The sequence below is a fragment of the Cupriavidus sp. BIS7 genome (assembly GCF_000292345.1).
Lineage (GTDB): Bacteria > Pseudomonadota > Gammaproteobacteria > Burkholderiales > Burkholderiaceae > Cupriavidus.
On sequence record NZ_ALOU01000037.1, the window covers coordinates 1 to 21,855 of the forward strand.

19 protein-coding genes are annotated in these 21,855 nt (G+C 63.5%); 12 read left to right on the forward strand and 7 right to left on the reverse strand.

From position 1 onward, the window contains the following. The coding region (locus B552_RS29205; protein WP_237718211.1) for a hypothetical protein at positions 1 to 190 on the forward strand (190 nt) is incomplete at its 5' end. 34 nt (positions 191 to 224) lie between these two features. Next, positions 225 to 1,163, forward strand: a complete 939-nt coding sequence (locus tag B552_RS0113320) for a DUF3047 domain-containing protein (RefSeq protein ID WP_035879818.1) — start codon at positions 225 to 227, stop codon at positions 1,161 to 1,163. A gap of 6 nt (positions 1,164 to 1,169) precedes the next feature. Here the strand turns inward: B552_RS0113320 and B552_RS0113325 are convergent, their stop codons facing one another. Next, positions 1,170 to 2,195, reverse strand: a complete 1,026-nt coding sequence (locus tag B552_RS0113325) for a DUF2891 domain-containing protein (protein ID WP_019449524.1) — start codon at positions 2,193 to 2,195, stop codon at positions 1,170 to 1,172. Positions 2,196 to 2,268: 73 nt separating this feature from the next. After that, complete coding sequence (locus tag B552_RS0113330; protein ID WP_019449525.1) at positions 2,269 to 3,462, reverse strand: M20 aminoacylase family protein; 1,194 nt, start codon at positions 3,460 to 3,462, stop codon at positions 2,269 to 2,271. Positions 3,463 to 3,831: 369 nt separating this feature from the next. Here B552_RS0113330 and B552_RS0113335 point away from each other — a divergent pair, with 369 nt between their 5' ends. The 5 genes from B552_RS0113335 to B552_RS0113355 all read left to right on the forward strand — a co-directional run bounded on the left by B552_RS0113335 (position 3,832) and on the right by B552_RS0113355 (position 9,577). Beyond that, positions 3,832 to 5,439, forward strand: a complete 1,608-nt coding sequence (locus tag B552_RS0113335) for an ABC transporter substrate-binding protein (protein ID WP_019449526.1) — start codon at positions 3,832 to 3,834, stop codon at positions 5,437 to 5,439. A 148-nt stretch (positions 5,440 to 5,587) separates the two neighbouring features. After that, entirely contained in the window at positions 5,588 to 6,565 is a 978-nt protein-coding gene (locus tag B552_RS0113340; protein ID WP_019449527.1) for an ABC transporter permease, read from the forward strand. 3 nt (positions 6,566 to 6,568) lie between these two features. Continuing rightward, positions 6,569 to 7,498 (forward strand): ABC transporter permease, encoded by a 930-nt coding sequence (locus B552_RS0113345; RefSeq protein ID WP_019449528.1) that lies wholly within the window; start codon positions 6,569 to 6,571, stop codon positions 7,496 to 7,498. Between the two features lie 16 nt (positions 7,499 to 7,514). Beyond that, the gene (locus tag B552_RS0113350) at positions 7,515 to 8,513 is read left to right on the forward strand and encodes an ABC transporter ATP-binding protein (RefSeq protein WP_019449529.1); all 999 of its coding nucleotides are present in this window, start codon (positions 7,515 to 7,517) and stop codon (positions 8,511 to 8,513) included. Continuing rightward, positions 8,510 to 9,577 (forward strand): ABC transporter ATP-binding protein, encoded by a 1,068-nt coding sequence (locus tag B552_RS0113355; protein ID WP_019449530.1) that lies wholly within the window; start codon positions 8,510 to 8,512, stop codon positions 9,575 to 9,577. Before B552_RS0113350 ends, B552_RS0113355 begins: the two co-directional genes overlap by 4 nt. Positions 9,578 to 9,626: 49 nt before the next feature. On the opposite strand, the gene B552_RS0113360 is transcribed toward B552_RS0113355, so the two are convergent. Further along, positions 9,627 to 10,823, reverse strand: a complete 1,197-nt coding sequence (locus B552_RS0113360; RefSeq protein ID WP_019449531.1) for an ABC transporter substrate-binding protein — start codon at positions 10,821 to 10,823, stop codon at positions 9,627 to 9,629. 309 nt (positions 10,824 to 11,132) lie between these two features. Between B552_RS0113360 and B552_RS0113365 the strand changes: the two genes are divergently transcribed. From B552_RS0113365 to B552_RS0113380, 4 genes are all read left to right on the forward strand, one after another. After that, positions 11,133 to 13,238, forward strand: a complete 2,106-nt coding sequence (locus B552_RS0113365; protein WP_026035625.1) for a molybdopterin oxidoreductase family protein — start codon at positions 11,133 to 11,135, stop codon at positions 13,236 to 13,238. Beyond that, positions 13,235 to 14,389, forward strand: a complete 1,155-nt coding sequence (locus tag B552_RS0113370; RefSeq protein ID WP_019449533.1) for an aminopeptidase — start codon at positions 13,235 to 13,237, stop codon at positions 14,387 to 14,389. The genes B552_RS0113365 and B552_RS0113370 overlap by 4 nt, the downstream gene beginning before the upstream one ends. Positions 14,390 to 14,498: 109 nt before the next feature. After that, positions 14,499 to 15,164 (forward strand): TetR/AcrR family transcriptional regulator, encoded by a 666-nt coding sequence (locus tag B552_RS0113375; RefSeq protein WP_026035626.1) that lies wholly within the window; start codon positions 14,499 to 14,501, stop codon positions 15,162 to 15,164. A gap of 181 nt (positions 15,165 to 15,345) precedes the next feature. Beyond that, positions 15,346 to 17,028, forward strand: a complete 1,683-nt coding sequence (locus tag B552_RS0113380; protein WP_019449535.1) for a long-chain fatty acid--CoA ligase — start codon at positions 15,346 to 15,348, stop codon at positions 17,026 to 17,028. Positions 17,029 to 17,101: 73 nt separating this feature from the next. On the opposite strand, the gene B552_RS0113385 is transcribed toward B552_RS0113380, so the two are convergent. From B552_RS0113385 to B552_RS0113400, 4 genes are all read right to left on the reverse strand, one after another. Further along, positions 17,102 to 17,596 carry a hypothetical protein gene (locus tag B552_RS0113385; RefSeq protein ID WP_019449536.1) on the reverse strand — a complete coding sequence of 165 codons (495 nt, stop codon included), beginning with the start codon at positions 17,594 to 17,596 and terminating at the stop codon, positions 17,102 to 17,104. After that, positions 17,593 to 18,099 (reverse strand): MarR family transcriptional regulator, encoded by a 507-nt coding sequence (locus B552_RS0113390; protein WP_019449537.1) that lies wholly within the window; start codon positions 18,097 to 18,099, stop codon positions 17,593 to 17,595. Before B552_RS0113390 ends, B552_RS0113385 begins: the two co-directional genes overlap by 4 nt. 90 nt (positions 18,100 to 18,189) lie before the next feature. Then, positions 18,190 to 19,191, reverse strand: coding sequence for a tripartite tricarboxylate transporter substrate binding protein (locus B552_RS0113395; protein WP_019449538.1), 1,002 nt, complete (start codon positions 19,189 to 19,191; stop codon positions 18,190 to 18,192). Between the two features lie 172 nt (positions 19,192 to 19,363). Next, positions 19,364 to 20,560, reverse strand: a complete 1,197-nt coding sequence (locus tag B552_RS0113400; RefSeq protein ID WP_019449539.1) for a porin — start codon at positions 20,558 to 20,560, stop codon at positions 19,364 to 19,366. Positions 20,561 to 20,901: 341 nt separating this feature from the next. Here B552_RS0113400 and coq7 point away from each other — a divergent pair, with 341 nt between their 5' ends. Beyond that, positions 20,902 to 21,525 carry a 2-polyprenyl-3-methyl-6-methoxy-1,4-benzoquinone monooxygenase gene (gene coq7, locus B552_RS0113405; protein WP_019449540.1) on the forward strand — a complete coding sequence of 208 codons (624 nt, stop codon included), beginning with the start codon at positions 20,902 to 20,904 and terminating at the stop codon, positions 21,523 to 21,525. Positions 21,526 to 21,855: the final 330 nt, after the last annotated feature.

Genomic DNA, 21,855 nt, shown 5'->3' on the forward strand with positions numbered 1-21,855 from the left:
TTGCTTTTGCGCGAGCGCAAAAGCATTGCATTCAAATGTCCTGTCCGTTGTATTCAGGGTACCGGAGGATTCCGCCCAGAATACGCATCTGATATGTTTCCCCTCAACCGCCGGAAGTCTACCGGCGCGAAGTAGTCGCAATAGCTACGCCGTGATCGATATCGGCCCGATGCAGGATGTCGGTGCCTGACGAACCGGCAAGCAATACGGGTTCAGGGGGTTACATGGCCATGAAGTTCGGGCCAGCGCTCACGATGATGGTGAGCGCGATGATGCTGACAGGCTGCGCATCAACAGCAACGCAATCAATTGATTCATCGAAGCGGGCTGCCGTCACAGTTGACGGCACTGACGGAGATTGCCGTGCGTTCGCGGCAAAAGCCGTTACGATGGATGCAGTTCCAGAGGCGGCGTCGGATCCGCTTGAGTTGGCCAATCAGCAGGCCAATCAAATGGAGCCTGCCGATGCTGAATCCGGCACTGACGGCGAATCCGAGCCATCCTCCCCGCCACCACTCTCGCAACTCCCCCAGTTCTCCGCCACGAGCGACGGCAGCACATTGCCAGTTGGCTGGCAGCCGTGGACGATCAACAAGAACAAGATCCCCACTCGCTATTCGCTAACTGAAGTCGATCAACGCGTGGTGCTGCACGCCCAGGCAGATAGTTCGGCTTCGGGCCTCTATGTACCGCTCGTCCAGCGCGACGCTGGCACACTGCGCTGGATGTGGAAGACCCGCGACGTCATCCGGACAGCGGACAACGGCGTCAGCCATCGCGAGGACTCGCCGCTACGCGTCTTCGTGGCATTTGACGGCGATCGCTCGACGCTGTCCCTGCGCGATCAGTTGATGTATGAAATGGCCCGTATTACTACCGGCCGCGAGATGCCATATGCCACCCTGATGTACATCTGGGGTGGCCGGCTGCCGCCAGATTCGGTGGTGAACAATCCCCATACCGACCGCGTGCGAATGATCGTTGTCGATTCAGGTACCCGCCATACGGGAGAATGGCGTTGCCACGAGCGAGATCTGCGTGCGGATTACCGCAAGGCATTCGGGGTCGATCCGGGCAAGGTGATCGCGGTTGGACTGATGACCGATACCGATAACACCAGAACCCATGCTGAGTCGTGGTATGGCGACATCGCCATCGAGTAACCAGCCTCAGCCACCAACCGTATCTGTCAGCGCCAGTAACGCGAACGTCGCCAGCCAATGCGTGGCGACGTACTGACCGTCGATGGCCTGAGGCAGTGACGCCTCAAGATGGTCAGACCAGGCACGTACGGCAAGTGGCTGTAGTGCGGACGGCAGAGCGGAGCCCAGCAGGCGCCAGCACCACGCGCGCGAAAGGTTCAGGCCGTCAAGGTGCGACATTTTCGGATCGGTCCGATCCGTAACGGTCACGGGCGTGAGCCACGTCGCCAACTCGGACTGCCCGGGTGAGAACATTTCCCACCAGTCACCAAATGCGCAGTCATCCATGACCTGCCGCATCAGAACCGCTTCGACAAGGCCCCCAGACAGGAATTCGTCGCCGCCGGGTTCGTAGCGCGCCGGGTAGCGCCGGTCATGCCCGAACCAGCGATGCGCTCGTCGCACAATCGACTTGCGCAGCGCCGGGTGCTGATCGGTTCTGGCGTAGAACAGCGCCATGACCAGCGCAAAGGCACTGTTGAAATGTGTACCGCTACGGATCGGGAAATCGGCGACATCGATATAGTCGATCAGCCGTTGCGCAAGGCAATCGGCCAGCGGCGCACAAGCTGCTGCCCAGGCCGCTGCCTGGTTGTCGCGTGTTGCAAGCGTGCCGAGTTCAGCCTGCAGCCGAAGCATCCAGGCCCACCCGTATGGCCGCTCGAAAGTACGAGACGAAGGCCGTTGAAAGTACGCCAATTCTGTCGCAATTGCCTCGGGCCGCAACTGCGCGTCGAGCATCTCGCGAATCCGCCCGGTGATTGGCAGCGTGGGCCGCAGCGCCAACATGCGCACCAGCAACCAGTGCATATGCACCGAAGAATGCCAGTCGTAACTGCCGTAGAACACAGGGTGCATGTCGGCCGGCTCGGACAAGTCGCCGGCTTCGACCATCATGTGATCGACCTTGTACGGATACTGACGCACGATGTTCTCAAGTGCCACGTGAGCGAACCGTTCCGCCGTAGCGTCGTCCAGGTGCATATGCGTCATCGTGCGTAGGCTCAGTGCAAGGGCAGAGGCGAGGGCAGAGGCGAGGTCAGGGGCAACCGCAGTACGTTCAGGTTCAGGCAGTGGCCAGCCATTTCTCCACCAGCTTTACGAAGAACGTCGAACCCACAGGCAGCAGTTCGTCGTTGAAGTCGTAGCTGGGGTTGTGCAGCATGCAAGGGCCCATACCGTGACCGGCCTCGCGGTGCGATCCTTCACCATTGCCGATAAACAGATAGCAGCCGGGCCGCTCCTGGAGCATGAACGAGAAATCCTCGGCCCCCATCGTCGGTTCCACGCTGCCGTCAACATTCGATGCACCCACAAGCTCGCTGGCCACGCCGACGGCGAATTCGGCTTCCGCAGTGCTGTTGATGGTCGGCGGATAGTTGCGGCTGAACTCGAATTCGATCGTGCATTCGAAGGCCTGCGCTACGGCCCGCGCCACCTCTTCCATGCGTCGTTCGATCAGGTCCAGCACAGGCACCGTGAACGTCCGCACGGTGCCGCCAAGCCATGCCGAATCCGGCACGATATTGGTGGCATCGCCCGCGTGGAACTGGGTGACCGAGATCACGGCGGTGTCGATCGGACGCTTGTTGCGCGTGATAATGCCCTGCAGCGCCGAAACGATCTGCGCGCCGGTGAACACCGGATCGAAGCCGTTGTTCGGCATCGCCGCATGCGCACCCTTGCCGCGTATCGTGATCTTGAACTCGTTGCTCGAAGCCATCAGCGGGCCGGCCGTGGTACCGAACGTACCCACGGGCATGCCCGGCCAGTTGTGCATGCCGAATACCGCTTCGCACGGGAAACGGTCGAACAGCCCGTCCTTGATCATTTCCCGCGCGCCTCCACCGCCTTCTTCGGCGGGCTGGAAAATCAGATGGACCGTACCGTCGAAGTTGCGATGCTCGGCCAGATAGTGCGCCGCGCCAAGCAGCATCGCAGTGTGGCCGTCATGGCCGCACGCGTGCATCTTGCCTTCGTGCTGCGAGCGATGGCCGAACGTATTGGCTTCCTGCAGCGGCAGTGCATCCATGTCGGCGCGCAGGCCGATCGTGCGCCCGCTGTTGCCGTTGCGAATCACGCCGACCAGACCCGTCGTGCCAAGGCCGCGATGGACTTCAATGCCCCATGATTCGAGGTTTTTCGCGACCAGGTCGGACGTGCGCTGCTCCTGGAAGCAGAGTTCCGGGTGGGCATGGATATCGCGTCGGATGGTTCGGATTTCGGCTTGCGCCTGCAGGATTTCTGGGATGAGCTTCATGATGCCAGCCTAGGCAGATCGGGCAATTGGATACCCCCGATCATACGATGCCTGTACATAAAGCGCCAAAACGCGGCCTCCGCGCGACTTGCCAGGTTTTCGTGCAGGGCACGAGACATTGCAGACTCCGATGGAAGCCACTGGTGGCGCAGTGCAGCATCGCGGCATGCTTCACAACCGGGTGGGTTTCCCCGCATGGCGTACCCCTTGCAGTGCTGGAACAGTTCATGCTTGAAGTGCCTGGCCGGCCGCGTGCCGGATCGCCATGCAGAACCATCGCACCAAAATGCGGCTTCCGCATGGATGCTAGCGATCAACGCGGCTGATCCTAACCGTCATTTCAAGATTTCCCACAGGGAGAATCGCGCGATGTTCCTTCGAAACGTCAGGAAGGCAATCGGCAAGACGATCGGTACTGTCCTGCTGACCGGCGCCCTCGGCCTTGGTCTGGCCGCGCAAGCTCACGCCACGGATCTGAAGATCGCCATGAGTTCGCCGCCGACCTCAATGGATCCGCATTTCTACAACCTGTTCTCGAATATCAACGTGTCCGAGCATATGTTCGATACGCTGATCAAGCTCGATCCGGACAGCCGCGTGATTCCCGGTCTGGCGGAGTCTTGGAGGCTCGTCAACAACCTGACCTGGGAATTCAAGATCCGCAAGGGCGTCAAGTGGCACGACGGCACCGAGCTGACCACCGACGACGTGGCGTGGTCGCTGGATCGGCCGGCGACGATCGTCAACAGCCCGGGCAAGTTCGACGTGTACACCAAGGCGATCATCAACAAGAAGATCATCGACAAGTACACGATCCAGCTGACCACCAACCAGCCGTACCCGTTGATGCTCAATGACCTGACCGCGGTATTCATCGTGCAGAAGAAGGCCACGCAAGGCCTGTCTTCCGACGACTTCGCGCAGGGCAAGGGCATGATCGGCACAGGCCCGTTCAAGTTCGTCAGCTACGCGCGCGACGACCGGGTAGAACTGGTCAGGAATCCCGACTACTGGGGCCCGAAACCGGCCTGGGACAAGGTCACGCTGCGCTTCATCGCGAACCCGGCCACGCGCCTGGCGGCGCTGCTGTCTGGCGATGTGAACGCCATCGAGAACGTGCCGACGCCAGACCTGCCCAAGGTCCGCAACGATCCCAAGCTCTCGTTCTTCTCGAAGATCTCGCACCGCGTGATCTACCTGTATTTCGATGCCAAGCGCGACAAGTCGCCGTTCGTGACCACGAAAGACGGCCAGCCGATGGACAAGAACCCGCTGAAGGACCCGCGCGTGCGCATTGCCATCAGCAATGCCATTAACCGCCAGGGCATCAAGGACCGTCTGATGGAAGGCCTGGCCGAGCCGACCGACAACCTGGTGCCGCCGACGATGTTCGGCTACAACCCCGCCCTGAAGACGGTCAAGTACGATCCCGAGGCCGCCAAGAAGATGCTGGCCGATGCGGGGTATCCGAACGGCTTCGGGCTGACGCTGCATACGCCGAACAATCGCTACGTCAACGACGAGAAGATCGCGCAGACCATCGCGCAGAACCTGACCCGGATCGGCATCAACACCAAGGTGGAAGGCATGCCGATGGCCACCTACTCGGCGAAGGGCATCAAGCACGAATGGTCGTTTGGCCTGCTGGGCTGGGGCGCCCAGACCGGCGAGGTCAGTTCGCCGCTGCGCGCGCTGCTGGCTTGCGAGGACTCGAAGAAGGGTTTCGGCACCACCAACTGGGGCGAGTACTGCAACCCGAAGATGGATGTGGTGCTGGAGAAGGCGCTGGCCACCGTGGATGACAACGAGCGCTCGAAGCTGCTGCAGGATGCCACGGCCATCGCCATACTCGACGGCGGCATCATCCCGATTCACCATCAGGTCACAACGTGGGCCACGCAGAAGGGCATCGTGTATGTCCCCCGTACCGACGAACGTACGTACGCACATGGGTTCAAGCCGGCCGGCGCGCAGTGAGTTCGCGCGCAGGACATTGACGGCTCCGGTATGATCGCGACCCCGGCTGGCTTGTGCGGCCGGGGCAACTTCCCCACGCATACCCCGTGGGTCGCGAACACGCTGGCGCGCAGTTGGCGGGCGCCGGCGAAAGGATAGTGGTCAGAACATGCTGGTCTTCATCATCCGGCGGCTGATGCAGAGCGTGGTTGTGCTCCTGGTCATGTCGCTGCTCGTGTTTCTTGGCGTTTTTGCGATTGGCAATCCGGTCGACATCCTGATCAGTCCGCAGGCCGACCAGGAGGACATCAAGCGCACCATCGCCGCGCTCGGTCTGGACAAGCCGCTCTGGGAGCAGTACTGGATCTTTCTCCAGAACGCGCTGCACGGTAACCTCGGCACCTCGTTCGCGCATGGCACGCCCGCGCTGAAGCTGATCTTCGAACGGATGCCGGCCACGCTGGAGCTGGCCGTGTGTGCGATCCTGCTGGCCATCGTGCTCGGCATTCCGCTGGGCCTGTGGGCCGGCCTCCGGCCGAATGGCATCGCGGGCAAGTCGATCATGACGGTGTCGATTCTTGGTTTCTCGCTGCCCACGTTCTGGGTTGGCCTGATGCTGATCATGGTGTTTGCCGTCCAGCTTGGCTGGCTGCCATCCAACGGCAGGGGCGAAACCGTAAGCGTGCTTGGCGTGCCGCTGAGCTTCCTGACCGTCGACGGCATCCGTCACCTGATCCTGCCGGCGGTCACGCTGTCACTGCTGAACATCGCGATGGTCATCCGCCTGACGCGCGCCGGCACGCAGGAAGCGATGCTGCAGGACTACGTGAAGTTCGCGCGTGCCAAGGGCCTGTCGAACACGCGCATCGTCGGCGTGCATGTGCTCAAGAACATCATGATCCCGATCGTCACGGTGATCGCGCTGCAGTTCGGCTCGATCATCGCGTTCGCGATCGTCACGGAATCGATCTTCGCGTGGCCCGGCATGGGCAAGCTCATCATCGACTCGATCCAGCTGCTGGACCGCCCGGTCATCGTTGCCTACCTGATGGTGATCGTCACGCTGTTCATCCTGATCAATCTCGTGGTCGATATCATCTACAGCATGCTCGATCCGCGCGTGCGCATTGCCGACAACAAGGGCTGAGCGATGAGTACTTCGACCGTACCGAAGGACGCGGCCAGACCCGCCGGCTCGACGAAGGAACAGACACCGTTCCGCCGCTTCGCGCGTCAGTTCTTCGAAAGCAAGCTGGCGGTGCTGGGGCTGGTGGTCCTGGGCCTGATCATCCTGATCGCGATCTTCGCGCCGTGGCTGGCGCCACAGAACCCCTATGACCTTGCCACGCTGGACGTGCTTGACGCGCGCCTGGCGCCGGGCGAGCAGGCTGGCAGCGGCATGACGTTCCTGCTTGGCTCGGATGAGCAGGGGCGCGACATCCTTTCGGCCGTGATGTATGGGCTGCGCATCAGCGTGGGCGTGGGCGTGGTCAGCACCGTGATCGCACTGCTGCTGGGCGCCACGCTTGGCTTGCTGGCCGGTTTCATCGGCGGACGCACCGAAGCGTTCATCATGCGCGTGGCCGACCTGCAGCTGTCGTTTCCGCCGATCCTGCTGGCGCTGATCCTGCTGGCGTTCCTGCGGCCCGGCATCGGCAACATCGTCATCGCGCTGGTGGCCGTGCAATGGGCCTACTACGCGCGCACCACGCGCAGCGCGGCGCTGGTCGAACGGCGCAAGGAATATATCGAGGCGGCCACCTGTCTGGGCCTGCCGCCGGGGCGCATCATGTTCCGCCATCTTCTGCCGAACTGCCTGCCGCCGCTGATCGTGATCGCAGCGCTGCAGGTGGCCTCGGCCATCACGCTGGAAGCCACGCTGTCGTTCCTGGGCCTTGGGGTGCCGGTGACGGAGCCTTCGCTGGGCATGCTGATTGCCAACGGGCAGCAGTACATGTTGTCCGGCAAGTACTGGATCAGCTTTTTCCCGGGCATCGCGCTGGTAATCACGATCGTCGCGATGAACCTTGTGGCGGACCAGTTGCGCGACGTGCTGAACCCGCGCCTGCAGACGCAATGACGGACCAGGAGCCAACATGACGCAGCCAACCCTGGTCGTCGAACACCTGAAAACGCAGTTCTTTACGCGCGGCGGCGTGGCCCGTGCCGTGGACGATGTGTCGTTCACGGTCGGCCGTGGAGAGATCATGGGCCTGGTCGGGGAATCGGGCTCGGGCAAGTCAATGACCGGCTACTCGATCATGGGCCTGATCGATTCGCCCGGCCGGGTTGTGGAAGGCCGCATAGCGCTGACCAGCCGCGACGGCGTGACGCGCGACCTGCGTGCGCTGACCGCTGCCCAGCAACGCAACGTGCGCGGCAACCGCATCGCGATGATCTTCCAGGACCCGATGATGACGTTGAACCCGGTCCTGCGCATCGATACCCAGATGATCGAGGCCGTTCGCGCCCACGACCACGTCAGCAAGGCCGCTGCGCGCGAGCGTGCGCGCAATGCGCTGGCGCGCGTGGGGATTCCATCGCCGGATGAACGCCTGCTGGCCTACCCGCACCAGTTCTCTGGCGGCATGCGCCAACGCGTGGCAATCGCCATCGCATTGCTCAACAAGCCCGACCTGATCATTGCCGACGAGCCGACCACTGCGCTCGATGTCACGATCCAGGGCCAGATCCTCTACGAGATGCAGACGTTGTGCCGCGAATCCGGCACGGCGCTGATCTGGATCACTCACGATCTGTCCGTGGTGGCCGGGTTGGCTGACAAGGTCTGCGTGATGTATGCGGGCAAGATTGTCGAATCGGGCGATGTGCGGCAGGTGCTCGAACGTCCTAGGCATCCCTATACGCACGGGCTGATCGACTCGGCGCCGTCGCGGAATCCGCGCGGTGCACCATTGCGGCAGATTCCGGGCATGACGCCGTCGCTGCTGAACCTGCCCGGCGGCTGCTCGTTCCGCGAGCGTTGTCCGTATGCCACCGATATCTGTGCATCCGAGCCGCCGATCGAAACATCGCCAGATGGCCGCCAGTTGCGTTGCTTCCACCCTGTGCACGTCCAGCAGGAGGCCGCATGAATACGCCCGTGATCGAGACCCCGAACACCGCTGCGTCCGGTGCATTCACGGACGCAGACACGCCGCCGTCGGCGCCGCTGCTGGAACTGCGTGGTGTGTCCAAGCGCTTTGTTAAGACCCTGGACGTAGCTGCCAAGATCGCCAACGTATTCGGCGCGAAGCAGAAGACGGAGGTTGTGCATGCCGTCGACAAGGTCGACCTGGCGATTCGCACCGGAGAAGTCGTCGGCCTCGTGGGGGAATCCGGCTGCGGCAAGTCCACGCTCGGCCGCATGGCCGTTGGCCTGCACACGCTGACGGAAGGCGAGCGGTTCTGGCGCGGTGCCGATCTCGATCGTCTACCGCCGGAAAAGAAGCGTGAGCGGCAGCTCGCCATCCAGATGATCTTCCAGGACCCGTATGCGTCGCTGAACCCGCGCATGCGTGTGCTCGATATCGTCGGCGAGGCACCGGTCGTCCACGGCATCGTGGAGAAGGGCGCCCAGAAGGACTACGTGGAAGACATGCTCGTGCGAGTGGGGATGGACCCCACCGTGCTGCGCCGCTTTCCGCACCAGTTTTCGGGCGGGCAGCGTGCGCGCATCGGCATCGCCCGCGCGCTTGCGGTGAGGCCGGAGTTCCTGGTCTGCGACGAATCGGTGGCCGCGCTCGATGTATCGATCCAGGCGCAGGTGCTGAACCTGTTCATGCGGCTGCGCGAAGAACTGAACCTGACCTACCTGTTCATCAGCCATGACCTTGGCGTGGTCAAGCACATCAGCGACCGCGTGGTGATCATGTACCTGGGACGTGTGGTGGAATCGGCGCCCACCGAGGAAGTGTTCGCCGCCCCGAACCATCCCTATACGCAGGCCCTGCTGGCCGAGGCGCCGAAGCTGGAAGTCGGCAAGAAGACGTATGTGGCGATCCGCGGGGAGATCCCGTCGCCGCTGAACCCGCCAACGGGCTGCCATTTCCATCCGCGCTGCCCGCATGCGATGCCGCGCTGCAAGACCGAGCAGCCGCAGCTGAAGGAGATCGCGCCGCTACGGTTCTCGGCGTGCCATCTGAACGACAAGAGCTAAATGTGTGCTCCCCTCTCCCGCACTGCGGGAGAGGGGAGCAAGGAGGCCATCAGCGAATCACCACGCCCCGTGAATTGATGATCGTCATCTCGACGAACTTCGAACCAACGTGGCTCTCTGGCGAAAACTGGACGATGAAACCGCCAAGATCGACGTTGCGCATGCTTTCAAGTGATGCCACGAAGCGGTCGCGCGTCAGGTCGTGGCCGGTGCGGCGCAGCCCTTCCACGAATGCCTTGGCGGCGATGAAGCCTTCGATGCTGGCGTAGTCGAATTCATTCTGCTTGCCGGCTGCCTGCAGCAGGCGCAGGTATTCGCGCACTACGGGCATCGTGGCGTTGCCGGGGTGAGGCATCACCTGCGAGATGATCACGCCGCTGCCCTGCGGGCCGACTTCCTTGGCCAGCGCCTGCGTACCGACAAAAGACACGTTGTAGAACTGGCCGGCATAGCCGCGCCGCAGCGCTTCCTTCACGAACGCGCCCACCGTGCGATAGGCGCTGATCAGCACGATTGCGTCGGGCTTGGCCTTCAACGCCGTCTGCATGGCGTCGCCGATCTCCACCGTATTGCGGATCACGCTTTCCTGGGCCACGAGCTGCACGCCGCTGTCGGCCGGCAGCCTCTTGATGGCATGCTCGACCCCGCCGATGCCGGCGCGGCCGTACGCGTCATCGTTGTAGACCACGGCGATGCGCTTGAGGCCCGTGGTGCGGATCTGGCGCACGATCGCGGAGGTTTCCTCCTCGTAGCCGGCGCGCACATGGAATACGTAGCGGCTTTGCGGGTCGCGCAGCGACTGCGCGCCTGTGAACGGGGCGAAGAACGGCACATGCGCCTGGTTGACCAGTGGCAGCACGGCCTGGCTGGTCGGCGTGCCCACGTAGCCGAACAGTGCGAAGACACGGTCTTCGTCGATCAGCTTCTTCGTGTTCTTGACGGCCTCGTCGGGCTCGTACATGTCATCGAGCGCCTTGAGTTCGATCTTGCGGCCGAACACGCCGCCCTGCTTGTTGATGTAGTCGAAGTAGAGACTGGCGCCGGCGTTCATCTGCTTGCCGAGCACAGCCGTGGGGCCGGTCAGCGCGGCCGATTGGCCCAGCAGGATGGTGTCGGCGGTGACGCCCGTTTCGCCGGCCGTGGTGTTGGCGGCAAAGGCGGCGCCAGGTACGCCGCATGCACCGATGGCGCACGCCACCAGCACGCCGGCGAAATGCCGGCGCTTGACCCTTGATTGCAAAACCATGTGAATCCCCGTTCAAAAAAACCGTAAAACTTTCTTGTGGCTTCTATGCGGCTTTTCGGACCCGCGACCCCTCCACGGTCTGACGCCGCTACGGGGGCCCGGCCGAGGGCCGGACTGCGCCGGCACATCATAATCGAATACAATCGGAGCCAAACAATTTCTCCCGGTTGGGAATGTTCTGCGAGGCCGTTGCGCCACAGTCGCGCGGACCAGGCGATGTTCAGCTTGCCTGGTGCATGGCCGCCTTGCCGCCCCTCATTGCCCAGGCCGGGCGCCCCACTGATGTCTGATCTGCCTGCCGATACCGCCATGGCCACCCGCATCGTCCGCGCCGCTTGTCCCCACGATTGCCCCGATACCTGTGCACTGCTCGTCACCGTCGAAGACGGCCGGGCGGTCAAGGTAGCCGGAGACCCGGAGCATCCGGGCACCCAGGGCGTGCTGTGCACCAAGGTATCGCGCTACACCGAGCGCACCTATCACCCGGACCGCCTGCTGACGCCGCTGCGGCGCGTAGGCAAGAAGGGGGAGGGGAAGTTCGAGCCGATTTCGTGGGACGAGGCGCTCGATGAAGTCGCCACCCGGCTGTCGGCGATCGCTGCGCGCAACGCGGAGGCGATCGTTCCCTACAGCTACGCGGGGACGATGGGCCTGGTGCAGGGCGAGAGCATGGCGGCTCGCTTCTTCCACAAGCTCGGGGCCTCGCTGCTCGACCGCACGATCTGCGCCAGCGCGGGCGCCACGGCGCTGCGCCATACCTATGGCGGGAGCGTCGGCATGGACATGGAACATGTGGTCGATGCCAGGCTGATCATTATCTGGGGTAGCAATCCGATCACGTCGAACCTGCACTTCTGGACGCGCGCGCAGGAAGCCAAGCGCCGCGGCGCGACGCTGGTGGCAATCGATCCATACCGCTCGCTGACGGCCGAGAAGTGCCATCGCCATATCGCGCCGATGCCGGGCACCGATGCCGCGCTGGCGCTGGCAATGATCCACGTGCTGATCCGCGACGACCTGCTCGACCACGACTATATCGAGCGCAACACGGTCGGCTTCGACGCGCTGCGCGAGCGTGCCATGCAGTACCCGCCGCAGACCGCGGCGCAGATCTGCGGAATTTCCGTCGACGATATCGAGTGGCTGGCAGGCCTCTACGGCAAGCTGGCCGTGCGCGAACGCCAGCCCGTGGCGATCCGCCTGAACTATGGCATGCAGCGCGCGCATGGCGGCGGCCAGGCGGTGCGCGCGGTGGCGTGCCTGCCGTCACTGGTCGGCGCATGGCGTCAGCCTGCCGGCGGCCTGCTGCTGTCGACGTCGGGCTTCTTCCCGATCGACAACGCCGCGCTGCAACGTCCAGACCTGCTGCCGGCCTGGCCGACGCTGCCGCGCACGGTGAACATGAGCACGATCGGCGATGCGCTGCTCGATGACGGCACCATCGGCAACGGCCCGAGGATCGAGGCCCTGGTGGTCTACAACAGCAACCCGGTGGCCGTGGCGCCCGATTCCAGAAAGGTGGCGGCCGGGTTTGGCCGTGAAGACCTGTTCACGGTGGTGCTCGAGCATTTCCGTACCGATACGGCTGACTATGCAGACATCGTGTTGCCGGCCACTACGCAGCTGGAGCACGTCGATGTGCACAAGGCGTACGGCCACACGTACTTCCTGGCCAACAACCAGGCAGTCGAGCCGCTTGGCCAGGCGCTGCCCAACACGGAGATTTTCCGGCGGCTGGCGGCCCGCATGGGGTTCACCGAGCCATGCTTTGCCGATAGCGACGAGACCATCGCGTCGCAGGCCATCCTGCGTGGCGACACGCGTGCCGATGGCATCAACTGGGATTCGCTCAAGGCCCGTGGCTGGCAGAAGCTGAATATCGCAGAGGCGCCGTTCGCCGATGGCGGCTTCCCGTCGCCTTCGGGCAAGTGCGAGTTCTATTCGGAATCGATGGCGCGCGAAGGGCTCGAACCCGTGCCGGCCTACGTGCCGCCGTACGAGGCCCCGTCGTCGGCCCCTGAGCTGGCCGCAAGATACCCGCTGGCGATGATTTCGCCGCCCGCGCGCAACTTCCTCAACAGTTCGTTCGTCAATGTCGACAGCCTGCGCGCCACCGAAGGCGAGCCGCACCTGGACATTCATCCGGCCGACGCGTCGGCGCGCGGCATCGTCAACGGGGCACTCGTGCGTGCCTATAACGATCGCGGCAGCATGCAGGCACGCGCCCGCGTGACCGATCGCGCGCGGCAGGGCCTTGTCGTCGGGTTGTCGATCTGGTGGAAGAAGCTGGCACCGGACGGCAAGAACGCCAACGAACTGACCAGCCAGCGCCTGACCGACCTGGGTCGCGCACCGGTCTTCTACGACTGCCTTGTCGAAGTGGAACCGGTGCCGGCGGAGGCGCTTGCGTCATGACCCGCTGGCCGGCACGCCGGCGCGTGACGAGTGCCCTTGCGGTGCTCGGCGCGGCGTTGCTGGTGGCCGGCTGTGACACGCTAGGCTATTACTATCAGTCGATCGGCGGCCATCTCGGTGTGATGGCGCAGGCGCAGCCGATCGACGATGCCATTGCCACGGCCAACGGCGCCAACGATGCGCGCCTTGCCCAGCGCCTGACGCTTGCGCGCCATATCCGCGACTACGCCTCGCACGAGTTGAAGCTGCCCGACAACGGCAGCTATCGGCGCTACGCCAACCTGCATCGTCCCTATGTGGTGTGGAGCGTGTTTGCCACGCCGGAGCTGTCGATGGAACTGCGCAAGTGGTGCTTTCCGATCGCCGGCTGCATTACCTACCGCGGCTACTACGACCAGCACGACGCCGAGCACTACGCCCAGGGGCTGCGCCACGATGGGCTGGAGGCCTACGTGGCAGGCATCCCCGCGTATTCCACGCTTGGATATTTCGATGACCCGCTGCTCAACACCTTCGTCTACCTGCCCGAGGGCGAGCTGGCGCGGCTGATCTTCCACGAACTGGCGCACCAGGTGGTCTACGTGCGCAACGACACCGCGTTCAACGAATCGTTTGCCACGGCCGTGGAGACAGCCGGCGTGGAGCGCTGGCTCGCGCAGGAAGGATCGCCCGAGTTTCGCGCGACCTATCAGGTCTATGACAAGCGCCGCCGCGAGTTCCGCGCCATGCTGCTGGATACGCGCGACAAGCTGGTCGCGCTCTATCGCTCGCCGCTCGACGACGACGCCAAGCGACAGGCCAAGGCACATATCTTTGACGAACTGCGTCAGACCTATGCGGGTCTCAAGGTGGAGTGGGGAGGCTACAGCGGCTATGACCGCTGGTTCGACCAGCCACTGACCAACGCCCACCTGGCTGCCGTGGCCACCTATCAGCAGTGGGTGCCCGCCTTTACCGCGCTGCTGGCCCAGTGCGGTGGCGACTGGGAGCGCTTCTATGCCGCCGTGCGCAAGATTGGCGACCTGCCGCCGGCCGAACGCGATGCGGCATTGCGCAAGCTGGCGCCGCCTGCCACCGAGGTGACGCCGCTGACCGCGCAACATGCGACTGACGCCGTGCCCGCGGCGTCTGGAAGCGGGCGCGGCCAGTAGCGGCCGGGTTGGCGGGGCTTTGGCGGGGTAGCGCAAGCGCTCGCAAGTATCGGCCAATAGCGGGAGTTTCCCAATGGTGGTGCGCGTACAGCATGCGAAAATCGAGGCCATGTCTCATGCCCCCAGAAAACACGGCCATACGCCTCGCGCTGCCGTAGCCGCCACGCTGGCTGACGATGGTCCAGCCCGCACGCACGTGGCCGAGCGTCAGGAAGCGCGCCGCCGCCAGATCCTCGACGCCGCGGCCCAGCTGTTCTACACGAAGGGCTACCCGGGCATGACGATGAACGACCTGTGCCGGGCGCTCGGTGTCACCAAGCCCGCTGTCTACTATTACTTCGCGGACAAGTACGAGATTTTCGACATCCTGTGCCGCGAATCGGCCCAAACCTGCCTGCCCGTGATCCGCGAGACCGCCGATCCGGCGCTGCCGGTTCGCGAGCGCCTGACCACGTGCCTGCTGGAGATGGCGCGCCGCTGCGTCCGCTGCCATGTGGCCGCCGCCTTGAGCTTCCGTGACAACCAGTACCTGAAGCCGGAAACGGTGGCATGGCTCAACACCATGGCGCGCGATTTCTATCGCGACCTGTACGAACTGTTGGAGGAAGGGCGTTCGACCGGCGTGTTCGAATTCGGTGACGCGCGCGTGACCGCCCATTCCATAGGCGGTGTGATCGGATTCATGTACACCTGGCACGAACCGGGACGCATGGACCCCGAGGCGCTGGCCCAGGAACTGGCCGGGAACATGATGAAGCTGGTCCTGCCGAATTGACCCTGGTCACGCTTTGTCGAGTGTCTTGGGGTATTCCCTTGGTCGCCATGTCAGGTGACGCATAATCCATCATTTCGCGATCGTATTCGTGGAGGACTTCGTCTAACGTGTTGTCTCGATGGAGTCGCACGTTTAGCATTGCGAAAAAATCGAACGACCATTCAGAAATTCAGGAGACGGTATGGAAAAGCTGTGGCTGAAAAACTATCCGGCAGGCGTTCCCGCGGAGATCGACGCCAGCCAGTTCCGTTCGCTGGCCCAGTTGCTCGAGGAATCGTTCCATACCTACGCCGACCGCCGCGCCTTCATTTGCATGGACCGCGCCATGACCTATGGCGAGCTGGACCAGCTTTCCGGCGCGTTTGCCGCCTGGCTGCAGTCGCGCGGACTGCGCCCCGGCGCGCGCGTGGCGCTGATGATGCCGAACGTGCTGCAGTATCCGGTGGTGCTGGCTGCCGTGCTGCGCGCCGGCTACGTGGTGGTCAACGTCAATCCGCTCTATACCCCGCGTGAACTCGAGCACCAGCTCAAGGACAGTGGCGCCGAAGCCATCGTCATCCTTGAGAACTTCGCGTCCACGCTGCAGGCCGTGCTCGCGGCCACCCCGGTCAAGCATGTGGTGGTGGCCAGCATGGGCGACCTGCTTGGCACGCTGAAGGGTGCCATCGTCAATTTCGTGGTCCGCAACGTCAAGAAGATGGTGCCGGCCTGGGAACTGCCGCACTGCGTGCGCTTCAACGACGTGCTGGCCGAAGGCCGCAGGATGACGCTGAAGCCGGTCAGCACCGGCCCGGACGACGTTGCGTTCCTGCAGTACACGGGCGGCACCACTGGCGTGTCGAAGGGCGCCACGCTGCTGCACCGGAACGTGGTCTCGAACGTGCTGCAATCGGAGGCGTGGATGCAGCCCGCGCTGAACAAGGGCGCGCATATCGACCAGGTGGTCACGATCACGGCGCTGCCGCTGTATCACATCTTCGCGCTGACGGTCTGCTGCCTGCTGGGCATGCGCAGCGGCGGCCTGAGCATCCTCATCCCGAATCCGCGTGACATCCCCGGCTTCATCAAGGAACTGCAGAAGTACAAGTTCCACATGTTCCCGGCCGTCAACACGCTCTACAACGCGCTGCTGAACCACCCGGATTTCGGCAAGATCGATTTCTCGGGCCTGCGCGTGGCCAACGGCGGCGGCATGGCCGTGCAGGAAGCCGTGGCCAAGAACTGGCTGTCGAAAACGGGCTGCCCGATCATCGAAGGCTACGGCCTGTCCGAGACCTCGCCGTCGGCCACCTGCAATCCGACCGATACCAACGCATTCTCGGGCACGATCGGCATGCCGCTGCCGTCGACCGAAGTGTCGATCCGTGACGACGACGGCAACGAACTGCCGCTTGGCCAGCCGGGCGAAATCTGCCTGCGCGGTCCGCAGGTGATGGCCGGCTACTGGAACCGCCCCGACGAGACCGCCAAGGTCATGACCCCGGACGGCTTCTTCAAGACCGGCGATATCGGCGTGATGGACGATCGCGGCTACACGAAGATCGTCGACCGCAAGAAGGACATGATCCTGGTGTCGGGCTTCAACGTGTACCCGAACGAAGTGGAAGGCGTGGTTGCAGAATGCCCGGGCGTGCTGGAGGTTGCGGCCGTGGGCGTGCCGGACCAGCACTCGGGCGAGGTGGTGAAGCTGTTCGTGGTCAAGAAGGACCCGGCATTGTCCGAGGCCGACGTGATCGCGTTCTGCAAGGATCGCCTGACCGGCTACAAGCGTCCGAAGTACGTCGAATTCCGCACGGAACTGCCCAAGACCAACGTCGGCAAGATCCTGCGTCGCGAACTGCGCGATAGCCGCAAGGCGGCCTGAGGATCAAAGATGGTGTTCTCCCTCTCCCGCACAAGTTGGAGAGGGGAGCCTGTCAGCAGCCCTTTACACCCTTTCAACACTCGTTCGAAGGCGCCATCTGTGGCTGCGCAGATCCGTCAGGATAGATCAGGCGCACGCATGTGCCGGGCTCCAGCCCCGGCGCGGCGGGAGCGTTGACCTGCGCAACCGTCCCATCCATGGCCTGCACCTTGTACTGGTAGAGATCCATCTGCTGCGGCGGTTGCGGCGGCTGCCGGTTCAGCAAGTGCGTCAGGTCTACTGAAAATCCCACTCCCACGCTACCGCCACCGCCGCTCGCACCGGCGGCGCCTACGCCCACGCCATAGCCACCACCATAGCCACCGGAGCCACCGTAGTTCGCATTGTTCGGAACGTCGATGCGCGTCAGGAATGTCTTTTCGGTGACGCGGCCCAGCTTGATCGTCGCGTTGACTGGCGTGATCTGCGGACCGGCCGGCGCAGTGCTGCAGCCCGTTACGGCTAACACTGCACTAACGGTACTTGCTGCGGCCAGCAACGGAATCAGGCGAATCGGGTTGCGGGTCATGGCGTGGTCAGGCTGGTCTTGAGTCGGCCGAGCAGACGGAACAGCGCGCGGCGGTCGGATTCGGCCAGGCCCGAGAACAGTTGTTCGATCCATGCCTCGTGCGCGCGCGCCATGCGTGAGAAGGCCTCGCGGCCATCCGGCGTCAGGCGGATCAGATAGGCGCGGCGGTCCGTGGGCAGCGCCTCGCGCGTGACCAGGCCTTCCTGCTGCAACTGATCCGTGATCCCGGTGACGTTGCCGCCCGTCACCATCATCCGTCGCGACAACTCGCCCATCTTGAGGCCTTCGGGATGGCGGTCAAGTTGCGACATCAGGTCGAAGCGCGGCAGCGTGACCGCGAAGTCCTGCCGCAGGCGCGAGCGGATATCGCCTTCGACCATGTTGGTGCAGGTGAGCAGGCGCAGCCAGAGCCGCAGCGCTTCATGCTCCGATTCGCCAGCGCTGGTCTCCAGGTCGACCGGCGTCGTGTCGGCTGCGCTGCTGGCGGTGGAAAGATTGGGCATCGTTGTTTGGACAGCCAAAAACTTGATACCTCAAGTATATGCGCTGTCCGGCCACGATCGGCTGGCGATCGGTTGGAGCTGAGTTGAAGTTCAGTCTACCTTCGCGCCGGAATCCTTGACCACCTTCGCCCATTTGGTGTGCTCGGCCCGGATGAACGCGGCGAACTGTTCGGGCGTGTTGCCGACGGGATCGGCGCCCTGGGCCATCAGGCGTTCGCGTACCGCTGGCGAATTCAGGCTCTTGGACACTTCCTGCTGGATACGATGGATGATCTCGGGGGACGTGCCGGCCGGCGCCAGCAGGCCGAACCACGAACTTGCCTCATAGTTCGGCAGGTTTGCAGCGGCCGCCACAGTCGGCACACCGGGCAGCGCCGGCGACGGCTTGGCGCTGGTCACCGCCAGTGCCTTGAGCTTGCCACCCTTGATCAGCGCCATGGAGGAGGGCAGGTTGTCGAACATTACCTGCATCGTGCCGCCCGTCAGGTCGGTCAGTGCCGGACCACTGCCGCGGTACGGGAAATGGACCATGTAGGTATTGGTTTGCGTCTTGAACAGCTCCCCGGCCAGATGGATCGACGTGCCATTGCCGCTGGATGCCATATTGAGCTTGCCCGGATTGGCCCGCGCGTAGGCAATCAGGTCGGTGACGGTGTTGATCTTGTTCTGCTGCGCGAAGGCCGGATTGACCACCAGCACGTTCGGCACCGCCGCTACCTCGGTAATCGGCGCGAAGTCCTTGATCGGGTCGTAGGGCAGCTTGCCGTACAGCGACTGGTTGATGCCATGTGTGCCGACGGTGCCCATCAACAGCGTGTAGCCGTCTGGCGCGGACTTCGCCACGATGTCCGAGCCGATGTTGCCGCCTGCGCCGGGTTTGTTGTCGACCACCACGTTCCAGCCTGGCAGCTTCGACAGCTCGGCCGAGACGGCACGCGCCATGATGTCCGTGGTGCCGCCGGCCGGGAATGGCACGACCAGGCGGATCGGCTTGGTCGGATAGGCATCGGCGGCATGGGCCGATGCGGCAGCCAGCGGACTCAGGGCGATCGACAGAAGCAGCGCGACGGTGCGCCGGCGTTGATGGTGCATGACGATGTCTCCATGTAAGGCGGCCGGCTATCCCGGTCTCGGGGCCATTCTAGTCTCGCAATCGCCACTTCGCGGATGGGGTGAAGCCCTTACACCGTTATCAGGCCTTACGCTTCGGGCCATGAAAAAAGGCGCCCGCGGGCGCCTTTAAAGGAACGATGATTCAGGCTGGTCAGAACTTGTGGCGCATACCCACTGCCACGCCCACCTGGCTGTTGCTGCCTTGCGACAGGAAGTATCCGTTGGCAAAGCTGACCGCCGAGGTGTCGAAGTTCAGGCCCGAGTTCTTCACGTAGGCCATCGTCAGATAGACGTCGGTGCGCTTCGACAGGTTGTAGTCGGCCACGAGGCTGATCTGCCACGGATTGGCGGGATTGTTCGAAGCCAGCGCAGGCCCGCCTGCCACCGGATTCGGTGCACGCAGTTGGGTGATGTCGTCGTAGGCATATTCCAGCGTCAGGCCCAGCGGCGCGGTGACCTGGTAGTTCATGCCGATCCAGTAGTAGTTGTCGCGCTGGAGTTCGGTGCCGTCGGAACCCGTGACACGGCCATAGCGGTAGCCTGCCATGATCTTCGCCGGGCCGTAGGTGTAGCTGCCTGCCAAACCGGCCTTGCGCGAGCGGCCAGGCGAGCCGATCGTGACGGTCGGACGCCATTCGTCATAGGCGGCTGTCAGGCCGAGGGGGCCGGCCAGGTACAACAGGCCGGCGCCACCGCCCGCGTTGTTGTTGAAGTTGCCCGGGACTTCGCCAGCACCGGCGCCGGCCAGCGGCGTCAGACCGATCGCCGATACGCCGGTACCAAAGCTCCAGTGGGCCTCGGCAGTGACGGGGCCAATCACGGCCGTGTACTTGACGGTGTTGTCCGAACGGAAGTTGGTGCCAAGCTGGGCCACCACCGGTTCGTACAGCGTCGCGTAGCCGGTCGGCGAGAAGTTCGCGAACATGTCGAACATCGTGGTGTACTGGCGACCGAAGGTCACGCGACCCAGCGTATCGCTCTGCATACCCACGAAGGCCTGACGACCGAACAGGCGGCCGCCTTGCTGCGACTTGCCATCGTCAAGGCCAAAGCCGCTTTCCAGCACGAACAGTGCCTTCAGGCCACCGCCCAGATCCTCCGTGCCGCGCAGACCCCAACGCGAACCAGACAGGCCGCCACCGGTCTGCAGGCCGACCCGGCTACCGCCGCCAGGCAGCGACTGCGGGATGCCACTGGCATTGACGTTGGCGGGATTCAGGCCGGGAGCCAGGTGGTTGTTATATTCGATCGGCAGGTCCACGACGCCATACAGGGTCACGCTCGATTGCGCATTTGCAGCAGTGGCAAACGCGCTCATCGCGGCAAGCGCGAGAAGCGACTTTTTCATGCTGGGTGATCTCCACTTAAGAATTATTAGTTGAAGCCCGGAAGGGACCTCCAAGTCAGCCCTCTACACCCTTCCGTTCTTGACTTCCTGGGAAGCTGCCGACCACTCTAGCAAAAGCCCACTTCTTTTGACCTTGAGGTAAACGTCTTGTCTTGTTTTCACAACTCAGGGTTTTTAAGTACCGAACGTTCGTGCGGAAAGTGCCGATGCGGGTGACGAGGACGGCCTGCGCAAGGCAGCGCGGGTACAATGCGGGAAATCCCGAGGGCGCGTTTGAAGCGACACCTACCTCTTCAGTGGGGCACAGGCTCGATGCACACGCCGATCATCCATAGACAGACATGGACACGCTGATCCGAGAATTCGATGTCGCGCTGCGCGCGATTGCCGGTGCGACCCGAGCGGGCCGTGCCAATCCCGCAGACCGGCTGGCCCCGGACACCGAGCAGATGAGCGCGGAGGAGCGCCGTCATGTAGCCGGGCTCATGCGCATCAACCATGTTGGAGAAGTTTGCGCCCAGGCCCTCTACCAGGCGCAGAAGCTGACCGCGCGCAGTGCGCCGGTGCGTGCGCAGATGGATGCCGCCGCGCGCGAGGAGGAGGATCACCTGGCCTGGTGCGCGGACCGCCTGCACGAACTCGGCTCGCGTCCGAGCCTGCTCAACCCGGTCTGGTACGCGGGTGCGTTCGCCATCGGCGTTCTGGCCGGCCGCGCGGGTGATCGCGTCAGCCTTGGTTTTGTCGCCGAGACCGAGCGCCAGGTCGAACATCATCTGACCGGCCATCTGGACCGCCTGCCTGCGGCGGACGGACGCTCGCGCGTAATCCTCGAACAGATGCGTGATGACGAAGTCCGTCACGGCGATGCCGCGCGTGACGCCGGTGGCGTGCCGCTGCCCGGCCCGGTTCGCGCGTTGATGCGCGCTGCGTCGCGCGTCATGACCACCACCGCCTACCGCATCTGACTGGATGCAAGTCTCCTCATTTGCGATACGTCTGAACGCTGCCTGAGACAGCTGTGGAAAAGTACCGCGAGCCCTTGCCTGAACGGGGCTGAAAGCAAAACGTTGTATCCTTCCCGACGGCGCGAGAGCGAAAGGGATTCGCGCTGTCGGCAGTACTCCCTCCGGTAGTTCTCAGGTGGTTTCTCTGCTTTCCTCCCCAAGTTCTTCATTTCATTAAGGATTCACTTTTACAGTGCGTGAAGTTGGCGCGCTAAGTCTTTGTTCTGATTAAAAAAAGCCCTTTTATTGCCCCTTAACGAGCCTTGACCGCCCAAAATGCTTCCTCTAAAG

Bases quoted from the DNA above. Each gene is read 5' to 3' on its own strand.
- B552_RS0113360 (WP_019449531.1), bottom strand. From the start codon at position 10,823: ATGGTTTTGCAATCAAGGGTCAAGCGCCGGCATTTCGCCGGCGTGCTG.
- B552_RS0113355 (WP_019449530.1), top strand. From the start codon at position 8,510: ATGAATACGCCCGTGATCGAGACCCCGAACACCGCTGCGTCCGGTGCA.
- B552_RS0113395 (WP_019449538.1), bottom strand. From the start codon at position 19,191: ATGCACCATCAACGCCGGCGCACCGTCGCGCTGCTTCTGTCGATCGCC.
- B552_RS0113375 (WP_026035626.1), top strand. From the start codon at position 14,499: ATGTCTCATGCCCCCAGAAAACACGGCCATACGCCTCGCGCTGCCGTA.
- B552_RS0113340 (WP_019449527.1), top strand. From the start codon at position 5,588: ATGCTGGTCTTCATCATCCGGCGGCTGATGCAGAGCGTGGTTGTGCTC.
- B552_RS0113370 (WP_019449533.1), top strand. From the start codon at position 13,235: ATGACCCGCTGGCCGGCACGCCGGCGCGTGACGAGTGCCCTTGCGGTG.
- B552_RS0113320 (WP_035879818.1), top strand. From the start codon at position 225: ATGGCCATGAAGTTCGGGCCAGCGCTCACGATGATGGTGAGCGCGATG.
- B552_RS0113345 (WP_019449528.1), top strand. From the start codon at position 6,569: ATGAGTACTTCGACCGTACCGAAGGACGCGGCCAGACCCGCCGGCTCG.
- coq7 (WP_019449540.1), top strand. From the start codon at position 20,902: ATGGACACGCTGATCCGAGAATTCGATGTCGCGCTGCGCGCGATTGCC.
- B552_RS0113385 (WP_019449536.1), bottom strand. From the start codon at position 17,596: ATGACCCGCAACCCGATTCGCCTGATTCCGTTGCTGGCCGCAGCAAGT.
- B552_RS0113330 (WP_019449525.1), bottom strand. From the start codon at position 3,462: ATGAAGCTCATCCCAGAAATCCTGCAGGCGCAAGCCGAAATCCGAACC.
- B552_RS0113380 (WP_019449535.1), top strand. From the start codon at position 15,346: ATGGAAAAGCTGTGGCTGAAAAACTATCCGGCAGGCGTTCCCGCGGAG.
- B552_RS0113350 (WP_019449529.1), top strand. From the start codon at position 7,515: ATGACGCAGCCAACCCTGGTCGTCGAACACCTGAAAACGCAGTTCTTT.
- B552_RS0113335 (WP_019449526.1), top strand. From the start codon at position 3,832: ATGTTCCTTCGAAACGTCAGGAAGGCAATCGGCAAGACGATCGGTACT.
- B552_RS0113390 (WP_019449537.1), bottom strand. From the start codon at position 18,099: ATGCCCAATCTTTCCACCGCCAGCAGCGCAGCCGACACGACGCCGGTC.
- B552_RS0113365 (WP_026035625.1), top strand. From the start codon at position 11,133: ATGGCCACCCGCATCGTCCGCGCCGCTTGTCCCCACGATTGCCCCGAT.
- B552_RS0113400 (WP_019449539.1), bottom strand. From the start codon at position 20,560: ATGAAAAAGTCGCTTCTCGCGCTTGCCGCGATGAGCGCGTTTGCCACT.
- B552_RS0113325 (WP_019449524.1), bottom strand. From the start codon at position 2,195: ATGACGCATATGCACCTGGACGACGCTACGGCGGAACGGTTCGCTCAC.